The organism is Anaerosinus sp. (genome assembly GCF_965318445.1).
The window spans coordinates 52,102-70,111 of sequence record NZ_CBDNNH010000002.1 but is presented as its reverse complement, the minus strand read 5'-3'; the positions used below and the strand labels follow the sequence as shown (position 1 = coordinate 70,111).

The window sequence follows — 18,010 nt, the reverse complement described above, 5'->3', positions numbered from 1 at the left end:
TATTATACCACGAAAAAATAAAATGAGGCGTTATCCACCGCCCCATTTTTTAATATTTATTTCCAAAATATTAAATTTCATTCTTACTTTATCTCTCAATTAATTTTACAACAATAACTGTCATATCATCTTTTGCTTTACCATCAGATAGGCGCATTGCTTCATTTAAGATTCCATTAGCGAAATCTTGTGGATCATCATAATCAGCGCGCCGCAAAAAATTAATCAACCATCCATCTTTATCATCATAACGTTGTTTCAACTCTTTAATATCATCAATACCATCACTTACCATAATTAAAAAGTCATTTGCAACCATTCGCGCTTGCGTAGGCACAATTTCGATATGATTTAAAATTCCAATTGGCAAAGCTGCGGCTCGAATTGGAATAATTTCACGTACGCGTTTAATATAGCTTACGGCTGCGGAAATCTTTAAAAATTCTACTTCACCATTATATTGATCAATAATCGCCATATCTACAGTTGCAAAATTTTCCCCTGCACTCCGAAGTGCTAGCAGTGAATTTACCGTTTTTACCGATACATCAATAGAAAATCCTGCTTGTAATAACTTTCCTAAGCAATCCACCGTCATTTTACTCTCGCGGGCTGCATCGTCACCGCTTCCCATACCATCACTAATTAGAATGCCTACACGATTATGATTGAGTTTTGTTATAGATGTATTATCGCCACAAATAATTTGATTTTCTTTTGCAATAGAAGCAATGGCCGGTTTTACTTTATATTGTGTAGCTATCCTTTGCTTTCTATTCCCTCTATCATGAGGTAAACGCCTTAATTCTTCAGCCAAATTCGATAAAATATTTCCTGTAGCTTTCATTTGTTCGCTTACCATTTCTTTCTGCTGTAAAAATTGATACTGCCAATAACGACTCATTTGTTTTTTACTTACGGTTTGTTCAATAATTCGTAAAATTTCTTTTGTATTTACACATGTATTTTCAAACAAGTCGGGCAAATACTGTAACGTTTTTTTCTTTGCATTGTTTAATCTAAATAAATCCATAAAAGATTGATATGTTTTATAATAATTATCATCCCAACATTCCTGGCGACAAGGGCAGCTTTCGCAAACATAACGGCTAACAGAACTTAGTAATACCTCTATATCAATTTCTTCTATGGATTCTTTTTCCTGTTCATGTGACAAACTAAATATACTACCAAGTTCATAAAACATTGTAGAGATTCGATTTAATTTTTCATTATTTTCATCAAGGATTTGTGATTTAACAGAAACTCCCGCAACAGAAACATTCAGATTATCTTGTAGTGACATAATCTTTCCAAGTGGCAAAAAGAACAAAATTACAATTGCAATTAAAGCTTCTGTCAAAGATTTTAATAGTAGCGGCAATTGGGTAAAGCCCAACTGCATGAACAAATTTCCTAAAATAAAACCAAGAATTACCGCATACTTTCCTAATCCCCTAAATAATCCTGCAACAGTACCACTAACTGCATATAAAGCAACTGTTGCCATTGCATTACCTCCAGAGCTAAGCCCAATTACTATTCCAAGTACAACACCTACTGAAGCACCAAGTCCAGCCCCTCCTGCTAGAGCCAACGCAATAATCATCATATTTCCTACAATGACTTGCATCTGATAATCAGCAATTCTAATATCACCAATACCAGCTACTCCTAATGCAAGAATAAATACAAAACCAATCATCGCTTCATTTGCAGCTTTATGATATGCTTCGACAACTAAAGAGCGATTCAAAATTAACGGCAAACCATATTTAAATAAGTAAATTGCAATTACACAGAGAAACGCATTAAATAAAACGACAAGATTATCATACAATGCTGCATCTAAACAAAAATTAACAATAATTCCACTAATAAAAATAAAGGAAAACACCATCAATGGTAAAGCAACCACCTTGCGCTGAAGGCGATTTAATTGCATACGACATTTTAGAACCCCGACAATAACAATTAAATACATAATCGCCTCTTGATACCTTCCTGCACTAAGCACGCCCATAAGGGACCAAAATCCAACAGTGATTGCTTTATTTTTTTCTACTTGTAATACGGCAGCAAAAAATGCTAAACCAAATGGAGATAAATCACCAAGAATCGTAAGCCTGCCCAATAGCACAGCCAATAAATTGAGTAAAATATGATCACGATATGACAATAAGTGTACAGCTTGTCCTTTTAGTGATTCCAATGAAAAGATATTTTTAGAAATATTCCTTGTCTCTCTCTTCGTTTCCGTCATAAAAGCAATGAATTCTTTCGGAAAAGTCATAACCGGCGTTTTTTGCATATTACCACTCCCATAATCTGATTGGTTATATTTTACATATATTCAGGTTTAATTCTTGTCTAAATAAGAGAGTAATAAAAAAAAATATACCGACATAACGCCTGCGAATACGCCAAAAACAGACGATTGGTATAAAAAAACAAAAGCACTCTATTTAGAGTGCTTTTTAACTATTCAGCTCTACGTGCGCCGCGTCCACCACGTTTTGAATCAGTATTCTTTTTCAAATCCAGTAGACGTTCATCGCTGTCTTTTAAAAATTTTGACAATTTATCTTCAAAAGAAGTTGCACTATTTAAACGGTTCGGACGTTTAAAATCATTAGCCAGAGCTCTTCTTGGTGCCGGTCTATAACTTGATGCAGCATTTGCTGTATCAGGTGATATACTAGGAGATTTGGGTTCTTGAAGTTGTTTTATAGATAAACCTATCTTTCCACGTTCATCAACTGTTAATACTTTTACTTTTACTTTATCTTGTTCCTTTAAGAAATCCTTTACGTCGCGGACATATACATCTGCAACCTCCGAGATATGGATAAGACCTACTTTTCCTCCCGGTAGTTCAACAAATGCACCAAAATTTGTAATTCCGGTAACAACGCCCTCTACCACACTGCCAACTTCGATGGACATACTATTCAAATTTCCTCCTTATTAAATGAAACATTACACAAAAATATTATAACCTCGTGATATAAAAAGTGTCAAGAAAAGAGACTCTAAATGTTAGCTTTTATTTGATAATATAAAAGGCATTTCCCCTTTCTTCACTAAACCTAATTCTTCTCTTGCAATTTTCTCTATGTAAGCAAGATCATTTAAATTATGTTTTTCTTCTTCTAAACTCTTATGTAAATCAGTTACTTGCTGTAATTTTGCATCAGCAAGCGACTGTTCTTTACTAATTTCATTCAAATGACTCTGTTGATTAACTAAAATAGAACCAAAATATACTATAATTCCTACTAATACTAAACGAAACCATGTTACTTTCGGCTTAACCCGCATATTGCACCATCCTAATCAAGTCCAAATTTTAAATAACAATTATTATCTAATAACTCCATGTTATTTATCTTTTATAAGTCCATATGATTAAATCATCTATAATATTTATGATACATACATTTTTTGTTTATTGCAATACTTTATAACCAAAATTAGTCATAATTCATCTTTAGTTTTCTGAAAATTACAGCATTTTTTTACTTTTCTAAGAAGCCATAGAAAAATTTTTGTCAAAGATAAGATAGGTTTTATTAAAATATTATTTACCACCTTATTCGTATAAAAAACAAAAACATTTCCTACATGTACCACTTGAAAAAATAACTGCATCATATAACGACTAATAAATTTATAGTAAAGTCCTCCGCCTAATGTAATTCCTATAAATATATAAAATCTAAACTCTCCCCAATTACTCATAATCAGCAAAGTAAATGCGATTACCAATGCAATAATCCAATATAATATATCAAGTATACTCGTTGCAATTGTATGTAAATGAAAAGTTGTACGAATAACACGAAAAAGATCAAAAATAATTCCTAGAATAAGGCCGATACAGAGCGCTGTGAGAAAGCTGCTCACCTGCATTTCCACTTCTATTTCCGCCCTTTAATATTTTATTTTAATAATCGATTGAGTAAACCTCTCCGCTCTTTATTATTTTCTTCATATCCTATACTTTTAATCTTACCCTCTACAACAATTTTTCCTTCTTCCAAATTTAATTCCTTTACCGTCATACCTTCACCACGCACATTTAGCATACCGGACTCTGTATCCATAGAAATCTCTTTTTCATCATAGCTTCCTAAGCTCGTTGCACCATCAATTGTCAATTCATTTCTATCAACTAACGTTACCTGATGGCGCCATACGGGTGTTTTATCTGTATTCATCGTCCTACCTCCTATAGCTATTACTATTTAACTATATGCACAGGCAAAAAAAATAGAACTCTAGTCACATAAGAAAATGGTGCTTAATTTAAGCACCATTTTCTTACTACCACCGTTTTTCAATTTTAATTCCCTTAAAATAGTGTGAAACAATATCTTCGGCCTTTTTCCCTTCCACCGCCATTTTTCTCGCACCCCATTGTGACAAACCAACACCATGCCCATATCCCTTACCGCTAAATATAATTTGATCTCCCTGCACTTCAATTTTATCAAGCAAAGTTGACTTTAATTTGGTACTACCAATGGCTAAACGAAACGATGAAGCAGAAATTTCCATTGCATCATTAAAAACTAAACTAATTGCTCTGCCAGATGGGCCTTTTTGTCCTATTCTAGCACTTTTTATCTCCACAAGTGCCGGATTATTTAAAGCTTTTAAAACATCAGCTTGAGAAAATGCTACTTGCCAGTTTTGTACATCAGCAGGCGCCAAATCATCTGGTGAATCTACACTTTGAATATACGGAGGTTCATCATATTTATATGCTAAACCTTCTTTTGCCATTGCAGTTTTTCCACCTGCAGATGCATGAAACCATCCAATAATCGGACTTCCAGCATAAGTTGCAACTTTGCCACGAGTCAATTCGACTGCTTGCTTTACCCGATCATTTATTGCATCTGCATTATATGCTTGAAATTCTTCGATATCAGTAGATGCTTGTGTTCCTTTTGATGTTAGTTGACCTTTCTCCAAAGCTTGCAACGTAAAAGTACGTGCAATAATCGCTTGCGCAGCTAAAGCTTCCAATTCCCAATCATTATGCATCTCTCCTGCAACAACACCACATAAATACTCTTCTAATTTCATCTGTTTTGTTTCGCCAGTCTTGTGCATATAGACACTAATTGTAGGTTCGTCACTAACTTTTTTATTTTGCTGCAAATTATCATTTTTCTGCATATCATTATTACATCCACCAAGCAAAACACTTAAAGTCAAGAATACAATGAGAAACAGCCTTTGCAAAAAATCAGCCCCTTTCATCACTAAATTATGCATTAATCAAAAATGATTTCTCATCATATTTAGCTTATGAAAACGGCTGATTTTTATACATAAATTTATCAATTAATGGCGAATCGCGCCCGCCCGTTTTTGCATAATTCGCATTGGAATTGTGAATACAAGATTAAATAATAAAATTGTGATAATAAGGAGTGCACCTATACCGTCCGCAATAATATCCCGATCTGGAACAAGTCCAGTAGACATCAAATACCACATGTGCACTGCTAAGGTTTCTCCCGCAGCGAACACATCAGTATCAAACATATGTCTCGATACTGTGGTACCTGCGGTAAAAATAAGAATCGCTGTTTCCCCCAATGCTCTACCAGCAGTAAGCGTAATACCTGTAATAATCCCCGGAAGCGCATTTGGTAGTACTACTTTCCAAATCGTTTGCCACTTTGTTGCACCTAAAGCTAAACTAGCTTCTCTATAATGATTAGGAACGGTATTGATAGATTCTTCCGTTACCCTTACTAGTACAGGCAAATTTAACAAAAGCAGCGTTAATGCACCACCAATAATACTAAATCCAAAACCTAAGAAATTAACAAAAATGATCATTCCAAACAAACCTAAAACAATTGAGGGAACTGTAGCTAAACTTTCCGTACTCAAGCGAATAAAATACGTTAATTTGTTTTCTTTTGCATATTCTGCAAGATAAATTCCAGCACCAACCGCTATAGGAACAGAAACTATCATAGATAAAAACAAAATATAGAAAGAATTGAACAACTGCGGTCCAACACCACCACCAGATTCAATATCACTCGGTTTACCTAAAATAAAATCAAATGATAAAACAGGTACCCCTTTATATAAAATATACCCTAAAAAAGCTACTAAGATGCCAAGGATGACAACACCTGCAAACCACATACAAACAGTGGCAATTTTATCTACCATCTTCGCATTCATCTAAGCTAGCCTCCTTGCACCAATTTTCCTAATTAATAAAATCATTCCCAATGAAATTACCAGTAAGACAAGCGCCATTAAAAATAGTGAATTTCCCCAAGCCGAACCAAATGGAGTATTCCCCATTTCGACAACGATATTACTTGTCAATGTAGACGTCGGCGTAAATAAAGTCGTTGCTACTACTGGTGTATTACCAATTAGCATTTGTACTGCCATCGTTTCCCCAATCGCTCTCGCCATTGCGAGGATAATCGCAGTTAATATTCCAGGTAGCGCTGCTGGAATTACAACTTTCCACAACGTCTGCCAGCGCGTTGCGCCTAAAGCCAAGGAAGCTTCCTCCAGCGGTTTTGGAACTGCACGTATTGCATCTTCACATATGCTAATAATTGTTGGCAAAATCATAATTGCTAAAATCATCGCTGCTGCCATAAGCCCAAAACCCGTATTTACTTGAAAAAAGTCACGTAAAAACGGTACAAGAAGCATAAGTCCCAAGTAACCGTAAACAACTGAAGGAATTGCCACATACAAATCCGTTGCTGGCCTCATTAAATCGCGAAGCCATTTAGGAGCAATCTTTGCCATAAATACCGCCCCTGTCAATCCCAATGGAGCTCCAAAAACAATGGCAAGCAAAGTTACAACTACCGAGCCAAAAATAAAGCTAAATGCACCAAATTGATGTTCCCACGGATCCCATTTAGCACTACTAAAGAATTCGAATGGACTTACCTCCGTAAACGTTAAAAGCCCTTGTTTTCCAACAAAAAAAATGATTGAAAAAATGATTACCGCCATTAATCCTGCACAGGTAATAAATAAATATTTGACATATTTATCGTACATCAATTTCAGATTGTGATTATCCATAGGTGTTCTCCTTCGTTTTTCTGAAATGATAAGAATGGCTGCAAATTTAATCGTGCAGCCATTCTATATGAAACATTTTATTTCGGCATTTTGGTGATTGGAATGAAGCCTGTTTTTTCCACGTAGGTGTTTTGGAAATCAGCGCTCATTACATAATCAATAAATGCTTTCGTAGCTCCCGTTGCTTCACCTTTCGTATACATATGTCCATAAGAGTATACAGGATATTTGCCACTAGTCACTGCTTCAGGTGAATATTTCACACCATTATAATCTAATGTTTTCACACTTCCATCTGCATAAGGTGCATCTACATAACCAATTGCACCTGGTGTATTGGCGATTGCTGCTTTTACCGCACCATTTGAATCTTGGATTACTGCTTGATCAGTAAATGCTGCACCTTTTAGCACTGTTTCTGTAATCGTTGCTCTGGAACCGGAAGATTTAGCACGATGAATAATTGTAATCGCTTTATCCTGTCCGCCTACTTCCTTCCAGTTTGTTATTTTGCCAGTTAAAATATCAACTGCTTGCTGCTCTGTTAAATTATCTACTGTTACATCTTTATTGGTAATAAATACAAATGGTAAAACTACCACTTTATGATCTACAATCCCTTTGTCTTTAAATTCTGTCGGTAATGCTACATCAGAATTTCCAATATTCACAGTACCTTCAGATACTTGATTCATTCCTGTAAAAGATCCGCCGCCAGCAATATTTACTGTAACTTTATCATACATCTTATGAAATTCTTCTTGTGCTGGCTTTAATAACGGTAATAATGCGGTAGACCCTGAAGCACTTACTTTTCCTGATACTTCTGCTGCTTGATTTGCAGTTTTGTCACCACTATTTGAACCACATCCTGCAACCATCATTAAACCTATCATTAGTACCAATAATGTTGTTAATACTTTCGATTTGCCAAAGCTTTTCATTTTCTGCCTCCTGAATTTGTTTCTTTCTATGGTCTTATTCTAAAATAAAATAGCAAAAAATTTGTTACAGAAATGTTATGGAATTGTTAATTTTATTTTGATATGCTTTCCCAATCAAGCAAAAAATAAACCTCCATCAACATTCGTTGATGGAGGTTATCCCTTACTCTGAATAACATTGATAATACTCTGTATTTACTAATGGCCGATAAACCATTTTACAAGACTCGCATATATAATGTGCCTCTGTACCTTGTTTTAATTTACCATCCACAACTTGTACCGGTTCTCGTGGTGAAAATTTTAAAACATTTTTACATAAAGGACATAAGCAATCGCCATTTTCATTCTTCCTTAATTTTACAGGTTGCATAAAATCACCACAGCTTTCTAAAAAACAATTCTTATTAATTCATAGACCCTATTACCTATAATTATTTTAATCTATCTAGCATTGAATTGCAATAATTGTAGGAAAAAAATGAAGCTAATTTTATTAAAAATATTCGAAATACATTTAATTCTATGCTTAACTACCTAAAAATATTTCTCATCTTTAATAAAAAGCTAATTTTTTATCTAAACTCATTACATCCCGGATACTTGATTTTGCGAATTTGTTAAATATTTCTCAATTTCTTCCACGATGGTTTTAGCAGCATATGGTCTTTTATAGAAGCGTGCATTTATGCGCATTTTTGTTAAAATTTCGTTATCTAATATGACTTGTTCGATGATTTTCGCCAACTCATTTGTATTTTTTACCCACAAAGCAGTTCCTGTGGCTTCTATATATTCCGCATTTTCTTTTTCCTGTCCTGGGATTGGTTCACTTAATACCATCGGCAATTCCATTGCTAAGGCTTCACTGATTGTTAACGCTCCTGGCTTCGTAATTAATAAAGTAGCCACTGCCATTAACTCTTGAATATTATCGGAAAATCCCCACACTCTAACTAAATGCTTTGACGATTCAGCAATTTTTCTTAACTCTGCACGAAGATTATGATTCTCACCTGCTACCACGAGAACCTGCAATTTCATTTTCAAAGTTTCAAGTGCTGTCAGCGCCATTTTTACGCCACCCATTCCTAAACCGCCGCCCATAACGAGTACAATTGGGATATTTAAATCTAAATTCATTTCTTTAGCAAGCTGATGCTTATCATACTTCATTGTAAATGAAGTATCAATAGGTATTCCCGTATCAAAAATTCGCCAAGATTCTACTCCCTTTTCCGCTAAAAGAGCGCCCATTGACGCATTGCAAAGAAAATACATATCGACTTCTTTATATACCCATACTTGATGTATCGCAAAATCAGTAATAACTCCAGCGAGTAATATATTCGCTTTATTATTTTTCTTAATATAGGCTGCTGCTGCACACGGAAACGGATGCGTACATATAACAACATCTGCTTGATAATGTTTAATTAAATGCATCATATCATTTTTCATTGCTAATGCTAGTAGCGTTTGAATGGATACTCCCTTCAATCTACCACCACTCCAGCTATATAACAGCTTATACAGATCAGGAAGTAAATTTAGCATAGCCAAGTATGCCTCTTTTAATAACATATTCAAATATGCTGTCTTTGTAGACATAAAATCTACAATATGTATATTTGCTTGTGGATATTTACTTCGTATTTCCTTGCCAATCGCTTGGGCTGCTCGGTTATGACCAGAACCAATAGATGCAGTAACGATTAGAAAGTTTTTCTTGTTTGCATACATAGGTTACTCCCTTTCATTTATCCGATGACTAATTCAATATAAGATTCCCTGCTTCTATAAGTGGAAGTTAAAATCGACTCAGTCCATAGATAAGTGTGACTAAGATTCTGATGCATTGAAAAATCTGCCTGAATCAAGTCTTTCTTGATCTCTACTCTAATATAATATAAACTTATCATTTTGTTAAGAGATAATTGGAAATTAAAAGGAAAAATATCATATTTTCATTGCTCATTTGAAAAAATAAATCTATAATTAACCATACAGATTTATATTTTCAAATAAAAGGAGATTTTTATGATAAATATCGGGATAAAGAATCGTATTACCTATTCTTTTCTCCTTCTCGTTATAACATCACTTACATTATTAGGATTCTATTTATTACATTATTTTTATACACAAAATCTTGAAAATAAAACACAACATTTAATTACAAATGCTAAAATTATCGAATTAACCCTCGAACAGGATTTATATAATCAAGATAAACGCTCTTATATTGAAACAGAAATTAGGCGTATAAGCAACACTGTAAATCTGCGCATAACTATTTTAGATGCTCAAGGGTATGTATTAGCTGATTCTTGGGAATCTCCTCCAACACTTGATAACCATTTAAATCGTTCCGAAATTCAAGGTGCTTTATCCAAGGAATATGCTACCAGCACTCGTTACAGTGATACACTTGGACAAAATATGCTTTACGTTGCAATTCCCGTTTATAAAAACAATGAATTCATGGGAATCGTCCGTACTGCAACAACACTTACACCGATTGAAAACAATTATGAAACAATTAAACAAGTAATCCTATCCGCTTTACTTTGTACTAGTTTACTATCTATTTTACTTGGCATATGGCTTACTCATAAAAACACGAAGCCTATTCTTTACATGACTACACAAGCAAAAAAGATTGCCAATGGGGATCTTTCCACACGTATCGAACTCCATTCAAAAGATGAGCTCGGATTGCTTGCTAATACCATCAATCAGCTTACCTCTAGTTTAGAAGAAAAACTTCATCAAATAAATACCGAAGCCAAGAAGCTTTCTTTAATTTTAGAAAATATGGACAATGCAGTAATCCTACTTGATGCAAGCGGAAATGTGATCGACGCAAATAAACAAGCAAAATTAATTTTCCAGATAAAATCGGATTTATTTGGAAAACATAGCATCAGTGTCATCGGTAGCAGTCTACTTACTCAAGCTGCCAATGAAGTCCTCCATTCACTACAACCACAGAATATTAATATTACCACAAAATTAAATAATATTAAACAAACCTATCAAGTTTTTCTCGCGCCATTTATTAATAACGATCAAAAATTAACAGGTGTACTCAGCGTATTTCATGATATTACGACAATTCAAGAAAATTATGAGCGACAAGTTGACTTCGTTTCCAATGCTTCACACGAACTAGCTACACCCCTTACTTCTATTCAAGGCTTTACGGAAACATTACTGGATGGTGCCTTAGCGGACCCAGAACTAAGTTATAAATTCGTCGATATTATCCATACTGAAGCCCAGCGAATGAATCGTTTAATTAAAGACTTATTATTGTTAGCCAAGCTTGATTCTGCAGAATATCGAAGGCAAGTGAAAAAAGAACCTCTTTCCCTATATGAAATTTTAAACTCAGTTAAATATAAACTATCACCTCAATTTCAAGCAAAAAATCAAACATTTCTTTTATTGCCAATAAATACAGACCTAACCCTTCACGCAAATTACGATTGGATACTTCAGGTTATCATTAATTTGGGAGAAAACGCAATAAAATATACACCAAATGACGGTGAAATCATTTTAAATGCTTGGGAAGAAGATCAAACTATTTACATCTCTATAAAAGATAATGGTATTGGAATTGCTGCTAGCCACTTACCTTTTATTTTTGAACGTTTTTATCGTGTAGATAAAGCGCGGTCTCGAAATGCAGGAGGTTCGGGGCTTGGACTATCCTTAGTTCGTTTCATCGTTGAAATTCTCGGTGGGAAAATAGACGTAACAAGCGAATTAAATAAAGGTACAACATTTATACTCTCATTTAGAAAATAAAAAGGGTACGGTAGAATAAGATTTCTACCGTACCCCTTTTTATTTTCTAATTCTTTGTGCTGTGACTAAATAGATAACCCACTCTGCAATATTTGTCGCATGATCTGCAACACGCTCTAGATATCTTGATACAAAAATAAGTTGTGTCGCTTGCTTCATATCTGCTGTATCATCTACTGCAAACTTTGATAGTTCCTGAAAAGTTTTTGCATATAATTCATCTACAACATCATCGTCATTGCAAACTTTTTCTGCAAGCTTAATATCAAAATTGCGATATGCTTCAATAGATTCTAATAACATCTGACTTGCCATTTCTGCCATTTTAGGAAGATCTACAATTTTCTTTATAAATGGACGACTATCTAGTTCTGTAGCTATTTTCGCAATATCAGCTGCATGGTCACCAATACGTTCTAAATCTGTTGATATTTTTAATCCAGTCGCTATGATTCGTAAATCGCGAGCAATTGGCTGTTGCCTAGCAATTAATAGCATACATTTATCTTCAACAACAACATTAATATTATCAATAAAGTCATCACCGGACATTACTCGTTCGGCCAGCATATTATCTTTTTCCAATAGGGCTTTCATTGAATTATTCACAGCTTCTGCAACCATCGCACCCATTTTGGATATTTCCTGCCTTAAACTTTCCAGCTCTTCAATATAAGCTAATCTTGTCACACTCTCTGGCATTAAATTCATCTCCTCTGTAGTCAATTAACCAAATCTACCCGTTATATAATCTTCAGTTTTCTGATTGGATGGTCTAGTAAAAATAACATCAGTTTTATCATGCTCAATTAATTCGCCCGATAAAAAGAACGCCGTATAATCAGATACTCGAGCTGCCTGTTGCATGTTATGCGTAACCATGACAATCGTATATTTTTCTTTTAATTCTGTAACTAGTTCCTCAATTTTCATCGTTGAAATCGGATCGAGCGCAGAACACGGTTCATCCATTAACAAAACCTCTGGTTCTACAGCAAGCAATCTAGCAATACAAAGCCTTTGTTGCTGCCCCCCTGACATGCCCATTGCAGAAGCATTTAACCGATCTTTCACCTCATCCCAAAGTGCCGCACCACGCAAACTTTTTTCTACTAATTCATCTAATACCTTTTTGTTATTCATTCCATGAATTCGCGGCCCATAAGCGATATTATCGTAAATAGACATTGGAAACGGGTTTGGGCGCTGAAATACCATGCCAACTCGTTTTCTTAATTCTACAACATCTGTATTTGGCTGATAAATATTCACCCCATCAAGTTTAACTTCGCCTTCAATTCGAACGCTTTCAACTAAATCATTCATTCTATTTAAAGTTTTAAGAAAAGTAGATTTTCCACAACCAGATGGCCCAATGAGCGCAACAACTGTATTCTTCTCAACGTTTAAAGAAACGCTCTTTAACGCAAGACTCTCGCCATAATATAATTTTAAATTTTTTGTTGCTATCGTATATTCCATTTAGGAAACCTCCTAAGTAAATTCTACTTGCACTATATCACAAAATAACAATTGTATTTGTTATTAGGATGTTAATTTTTTGTTAAAATTCATCTTATCCTTAAGTCTTTACTATATCCAAAGCAGAAAAATTCTATGACTCATTTTAGAAGAATGGATTCACCTTGATTCGATGCCAAGCTACTCACATGTCGACAGAAAAAATTGTAAAAATTATAGGGGTTCGACAGATTGAATATCCCTTTAGTACTTCTGCCAAATTTAAATTTTATCGTTTTCGTCTTAAAATATTTTTTTAATAGATAAAGCATCGACAATTTTTATTTCAAACCCCTTTTATATACGATATAATAATAAATAAGGATTTTGAATTGACTCATATTGAATTGCTTTAACCTGCAAAAAAGAGGCAATGGCAGCGAAAACTTTCGCTGCCATTGCCTCTTTTTTTGTTTAACTTTATCGAGCAATCATCACTGGACAAGGTGCATGAGAAAGAACATACTGACTTACACTTCCCATAAAAATTTGCTGAATTGCTCCTAATCCACGACTTCCCATAATAATAAGATTATATTTTTCTCGTTCACACACGTCTACAATCGTCTCTGCTGGCGAACCAATTTCAACAATTGGCAAAGTTTCTATTTCTTTAGGAATTTCATGCATGGCTTTCATAACTAATTTATATCCATCTTCTTTGACCTCCTGAGGAATGTAGCCCCCCGTACTCACCTGTTCAAATGAAGATATCTTTAAATTCAGGTCTACAACATACAAAATTCCTAATTGGGATCGACAAGTTTCCGCTAGATAAATTCCATACGCTAACGCTTGTTTAGCATGCTTTGAGCCATCCAAAGGAATCAAAATTTTTTTAAACTCTCCCATAATCTCTCCCTCTCTTATCTAATTATTTGTTCAAATCTGATATTGCTATTTAATAGATATATTAATATCTATTCTTCAGCAGGCAAAACATTTAGATTTTGTTCCCGATAAAATCGAATGCAAAAAAACACGGCAATAATTGCTGTATAAATCATAAATCCACCAAAATCTTGTGCACAATCCATAAACGATGCGCCCCGCAACAAAACATCTCGTGCAAAACGATATACCCAAACTAAGGGAAAAAAGTTAGATAAAAGCTGCGCCCACTCTGGAAGAATCGGAATCGGACCTGTCATCCCACCGAGAATAAAACCTCCAGGAATAAAAAGAATCATCCGACTTGCTGCAACTCCAGGATTTGCAGCATTCCAACCAAAAAGCAGACTCATCATCCCTGTAGAAATAACTAATAAAACAAGTGATAAAAGAAAAAGAAAAAAGTTTCCCGCAATCGTTAAATCCCCCACAACTCTCAAAATTGCCAGACCGACGATAATTGCTGTAATAAAGCAGCATCCATAAGGAACAATTCTCAATATTAAAGAAAAGGGAGTTTCTTCATAAAGTTGATGCTCCCATTTTCTCTCTAAGCGAAGCCTTGGCACAAGCCCAATCGTTGCAAAAACAAAAAACATTAGTGAAAAGAACATTAAAAAGCCAAGATTTTCACCATTCGCCGCTGAATCAGCCGGATTAAAAAGTTCTCTATCATGCAAAAGAATACTGCTATCTTGCATCATAGTCCCATTTACAGTCGCAAATTCTTCTATATTTTTTTGATTTTCCATTGCAACAAATTCATTTAATGCAGCTTTTAAATTTCCAGTCTGTGCAGCATTACTCTGGTCATAAAATACTCCAATACTTCCTGACGAATAGGTATAACGATTTTTTTCTAAATCATTTGGTAAATAAATAACCGCTACACTTTTATCGCGATAAAATAAACTTTTAGGTTCCACAGGCACATTGACAACATGTTGAATACCAATATAGGGAGATGCATCTAACTGCTTGATCAACTCTCGACTATATTTTGAATTATCTAAGTCAATTACTGAAACGCTTGCATCTTTGATGTAATTATTTGAAAAAACCATAGAAAAAACAATTGCTACGACAATAGCAACCATCAACGATACTTTTTCATAAGGCATTCCTCGTCCGGAAAAGAAAAATTCCAACTCATCTTTTAGTGAATTCATCTTTTGTCACCTCAACTGTCATGCCCGGCAAAATTCCATTTTCTCGCTCTGTATAAATTCTAACTTGGAATGCAGATAAATCCGATTGTCCTTTTTCGCGCGTCATTTTAAGATCAGCAAAACCAGGAGCTGCCGTAATAAATCGTACAGTACCTTCAATATCTTTTTTATCGGCTACAGTTTTTCCAATAACAGTATCCCCTTCGGCAAGCTTTACTGCCTGTTCTTCACTTAAATAAATATCATAATAGCAACGTTTGCTTTCTAATAAAATTACGGGAACATTCGCTGCAACCATTTCACCTTCTTTCGCCAATACTTTTAATATCTTTCCATCTTCTGATGCCCTAAGAATTAACCGTTCTTTATTTACTTCTAATTCTCTTAATTCAGCCTCTAAAAATTGTTTTTGTCCAATAAGACTTTGAACATCATACTGTTTATTATCCAATTCACTTCTCGCTTGGGTAATAAGTGGTAAATTTAATTCGTCGGTATTTCCTGTATCATTCACACCAGCAAGTAAAGTTGCCAGTGATTGCTCTTCGCGTGCAACATTAGCCTGTGCAACATTTAAATTCATCTGTGCATTATCTAATTCTGATTGGGCAATCGCACCAACTGAAGCCAGCTCAACTTTTCGATTATAGTCCAATAGTTTATTTTCATAAGTTGCTCTAGCAGAATTTAAGGCTTCCCTTTGTTGATCAATTTGACGAAAACTTTGCTTCTCATTCGTATCCGTTTTTGCATAGCCAATTTTAATTGAACCATTTAAAGCATTTATTTGCGCATCAATTTGTGCAATTTGTGCTTTTATTTTTGCAATAGAAAGATCGATATCCGTACTATCCAGCACCATTAGAATATCTCCTTTCTTTACATTTTGCGCTTCCTTTACTGCTTCACAAGTTAAACGCCCGCCTACCGAATCAAAAGCGACTTTTACTTGTTCTGCTGTTAAAATTCCAGCTTTTTTTTCTACAGCTAAAGCAATCGCATCATTTCCTTTATAAAGTAAAATGATTCCTCCAATAAAAAATAAAGACAAAAGTACAATACCCATACGAAATGATTTTTTCTTTAAATCCATATCTATCCCCTTTTTCATATAATTAGTCGACTAACCAATTAAATAAAATTGCTCTAATATAAAAATCTCTATATATAATTAGCTAACTAACTATATATAGATAATAAAGTAAACTTGATTCAAATGGTGTTTCTACTCCATTTGAATGCTAGTCATCAAATAATAATTATAAGACCTATCATATCAATTTTTCACAATTTTTTTTAATAGCTCAATTAAATTTTCTCGTTCAGCTTCCGAGAGTTTTCCCATTAATTTTGTTATTCTTAAATAATGTCCAGGTAAAATCTCATTCATGAAATTCCACCCCTTCTCAGTTAAACAAACTTTCTTTCCTCTTCCGTCCTCTATATCAGAAAAAGAATAGGTTAGTCCATCTCGTTTCATTCGACGCAGCATTGCACTAATCGTAGCACGAGTTACACCAACTTTTTCTGCTAAACTCGATGGTGTTATTCCTTCTTCTTGCGACTGATGTAGAATGATCATCACATGTAATTTTCCTTTAGACAATTGATAGTTTTTCTCTAAAACATCAATAACTGCATGCTGAATTTCATCCGCAGCCTGCAGCACTTCTAGCATTGCAATTACCGCTGAAGGATTAATTTCAGGCATAATCTGAGCATGTTTTTCTAAAACTTCTTTGGATGGAATTGATCTTGTCATGATGAAAACCTCCAGTAAAATAGTTAGTCAACTAACTATAAGTATAGTAAAGTTTTTCTTTTTTGTCAAAGCAAGCAACCTGAATATTTTTTCCCTTTACTAAAGTAAATTTCGCAATTTTTACGATAGTTGTATTTTCCCATACAATATATTACAATGAATTTAATAAACTACATAGACTATGAATTAAATATAAAAGGAGTGAAAATCCCATGGATGGAATTGTTCAATCTGCTTCTTTATATTCCTCTTATTTCAATCAAAAGGATGGATTGAATAAGAATCAAATCAATGCGCAAAACGCATCAAAAAACCCTCCTAGCTTTAATGCTAGGCAAGAACTTTTAGCAATAGCTTCCGCCCATAATCAGGCGCAAGTCAAACGCATTATTGGACGTCTGGGAATCAAACTTAACCAAGCGAAAAAAATTTCCAGCAATTCTAATACCGCACGTCAAATTAAAGTTGTTATGGAAAAAGGCTCAGAAAAAATTAAAAATCTTAAAATTGAAGAAAAGAAAGCAAAACAAATAGCTCTTGCAAAAAGGCAACAAGAAATTGAAAAAGCAAAACAGCAAGAAGAGGAATTAAGACTGCGCAAAACCAATCGCAAAGCCAAAGAACTATCCGATGTAAAAAACGCTGATACCAGCGGTGATAGTAATGGTATAGCCCCAGTATCTCTTCCAACTCTATCAGCTCTTGATACTCAGTCAGCGAGCGGAGGCAATGTCAATATATTAACAACATCAGAATCAATTTCAACCGATAGTACAACGAGTGGTATCTCCGTTTAAATAAAAAATCCGCGTGAA

Annotated in this window: 19 protein-coding genes; 2 read left to right on the top strand and 17 right to left on the bottom strand. The window is 34.5% G+C overall.

The genetic code is table 11. The annotated features are described in order from the left end of the window. Positions 1 to 88: 88 nt before the first annotated feature. The 11 genes from ACWZFG_RS00640 to ACWZFG_RS00590 all read right to left on the bottom strand — a co-directional run bounded on the left by ACWZFG_RS00640 (position 89) and on the right by ACWZFG_RS00590 (position 9,779). Complete coding sequence (locus tag ACWZFG_RS00640) at positions 89 to 2,311, bottom strand: SpoIIE family protein phosphatase (RefSeq protein ID WP_177505220.1); 2,223 nt, start codon at positions 2,309 to 2,311, stop codon at positions 89 to 91. A 170-nt stretch (positions 2,312 to 2,481) separates the two neighbouring features. Then, positions 2,482 to 2,946 carry a S1 domain-containing RNA-binding protein gene (locus ACWZFG_RS00635; protein ID WP_455576958.1) on the bottom strand — a complete coding sequence of 155 codons (465 nt, stop codon included), beginning with the start codon at positions 2,944 to 2,946 and terminating at the stop codon, positions 2,482 to 2,484. 93 nt (positions 2,947 to 3,039) lie between these two features. After that, a complete protein-coding gene (locus ACWZFG_RS00630; RefSeq protein WP_177505221.1) occupies positions 3,040 to 3,321 on the bottom strand; it encodes an FtsB family cell division protein in 282 nt (93 codons plus the stop codon). Between the two features lie 156 nt (positions 3,322 to 3,477). Next, positions 3,478 to 3,912, bottom strand: coding sequence for a spore cortex biosynthesis protein YabQ (gene yabQ, locus ACWZFG_RS00625; RefSeq protein ID WP_418627191.1), 435 nt, complete (start codon positions 3,910 to 3,912; stop codon positions 3,478 to 3,480). A gap of 29 nt (positions 3,913 to 3,941) precedes the next feature. Further along, positions 3,942 to 4,220 carry a YabP/YqfC family sporulation protein gene (locus ACWZFG_RS00620; RefSeq protein WP_177505223.1) on the bottom strand — a complete coding sequence of 93 codons (279 nt, stop codon included), beginning with the start codon at positions 4,218 to 4,220 and terminating at the stop codon, positions 3,942 to 3,944. A 106-nt stretch (positions 4,221 to 4,326) separates the two neighbouring features. Continuing rightward, the gene (locus ACWZFG_RS00615) at positions 4,327 to 5,226 is read right to left on the bottom strand and encodes a SpoIID/LytB domain-containing protein (RefSeq protein ID WP_455576897.1); all 900 of its coding nucleotides are present in this window, start codon (positions 5,224 to 5,226) and stop codon (positions 4,327 to 4,329) included. A gap of 129 nt (positions 5,227 to 5,355) precedes the next feature. Beyond that, complete coding sequence (gene pstA / locus ACWZFG_RS00610; RefSeq protein ID WP_177505224.1) at positions 5,356 to 6,216, bottom strand: phosphate ABC transporter permease PstA; 861 nt, start codon at positions 6,214 to 6,216, stop codon at positions 5,356 to 5,358. Beyond that, positions 6,217 to 7,092 (bottom strand): phosphate ABC transporter permease subunit PstC, encoded by an 876-nt coding sequence (gene pstC / locus ACWZFG_RS00605; RefSeq protein ID WP_418627186.1) that lies wholly within the window; start codon positions 7,090 to 7,092, stop codon positions 6,217 to 6,219. Positions 7,093 to 7,169: 77 nt separating this feature from the next. Further along, positions 7,170 to 8,036, bottom strand: coding sequence for a phosphate ABC transporter substrate-binding protein (locus tag ACWZFG_RS00600; RefSeq protein ID WP_177505226.1), 867 nt, complete (start codon positions 8,034 to 8,036; stop codon positions 7,170 to 7,172). A gap of 163 nt (positions 8,037 to 8,199) precedes the next feature. Continuing rightward, positions 8,200 to 8,409: a hypothetical protein gene (locus ACWZFG_RS00595; protein WP_177505227.1), complete on the bottom strand. Its 210-nt coding sequence runs from the start codon at positions 8,407 to 8,409 to the stop codon at positions 8,200 to 8,202. 215 nt (positions 8,410 to 8,624) lie between these two features. Continuing rightward, positions 8,625 to 9,779, bottom strand: coding sequence for an MGDG synthase family glycosyltransferase (locus ACWZFG_RS00590; protein WP_177505228.1), 1,155 nt, complete (start codon positions 9,777 to 9,779; stop codon positions 8,625 to 8,627). A gap of 297 nt (positions 9,780 to 10,076) precedes the next feature. Between ACWZFG_RS00590 and ACWZFG_RS00585 the strand changes: the two genes are divergently transcribed. Next, positions 10,077 to 11,852 carry a sensor histidine kinase gene (locus ACWZFG_RS00585; protein ID WP_177505229.1) on the top strand — a complete coding sequence of 592 codons (1,776 nt, stop codon included), beginning with the start codon at positions 10,077 to 10,079 and terminating at the stop codon, positions 11,850 to 11,852. Positions 11,853 to 11,891: 39 nt separating this feature from the next. Here the strand turns inward: ACWZFG_RS00585 and phoU are convergent, their stop codons facing one another. From phoU to ACWZFG_RS00555, 6 genes are all read right to left on the bottom strand, one after another. Continuing rightward, complete coding sequence (phoU, locus tag ACWZFG_RS00580) at positions 11,892 to 12,554, bottom strand: phosphate signaling complex protein PhoU (RefSeq protein WP_177505230.1); 663 nt, start codon at positions 12,552 to 12,554, stop codon at positions 11,892 to 11,894. Positions 12,555 to 12,578: 24 nt separating this feature from the next. Next, positions 12,579 to 13,334, bottom strand: a complete 756-nt coding sequence (pstB, locus tag ACWZFG_RS00575; protein WP_177505231.1) for a phosphate ABC transporter ATP-binding protein PstB — start codon at positions 13,332 to 13,334, stop codon at positions 12,579 to 12,581. A gap of 459 nt (positions 13,335 to 13,793) precedes the next feature. Then, on the bottom strand, positions 13,794 to 14,225 hold the full coding sequence (locus tag ACWZFG_RS00570) for a universal stress protein (protein ID WP_177505232.1): 432 nt from the start codon (positions 14,223 to 14,225) through the stop codon (positions 13,794 to 13,796). 68 nt (positions 14,226 to 14,293) lie between these two features. Further along, entirely contained in the window at positions 14,294 to 15,433 is a 1,140-nt protein-coding gene (locus ACWZFG_RS00565; RefSeq protein WP_177505233.1) for an ABC transporter permease, read from the bottom strand. Further along, entirely contained in the window at positions 15,414 to 16,544 is a 1,131-nt protein-coding gene (locus tag ACWZFG_RS00560; RefSeq protein ID WP_455576896.1) for an HlyD family secretion protein, read from the bottom strand. Before ACWZFG_RS00560 ends, ACWZFG_RS00565 begins: the two co-directional genes overlap by 20 nt. A gap of 165 nt (positions 16,545 to 16,709) precedes the next feature. After that, positions 16,710 to 17,195 carry a MarR family winged helix-turn-helix transcriptional regulator gene (locus ACWZFG_RS00555; RefSeq protein ID WP_418627187.1) on the bottom strand — a complete coding sequence of 162 codons (486 nt, stop codon included), beginning with the start codon at positions 17,193 to 17,195 and terminating at the stop codon, positions 16,710 to 16,712. Between the two features lie 212 nt (positions 17,196 to 17,407). Here ACWZFG_RS00555 and ACWZFG_RS00550 point away from each other — a divergent pair, with 212 nt between their 5' ends. Next, entirely contained in the window at positions 17,408 to 17,992 is a 585-nt protein-coding gene (locus tag ACWZFG_RS00550; protein WP_177505235.1) for a hypothetical protein, read from the top strand. Positions 17,993 to 18,010 lie beyond the last annotated feature (18 nt).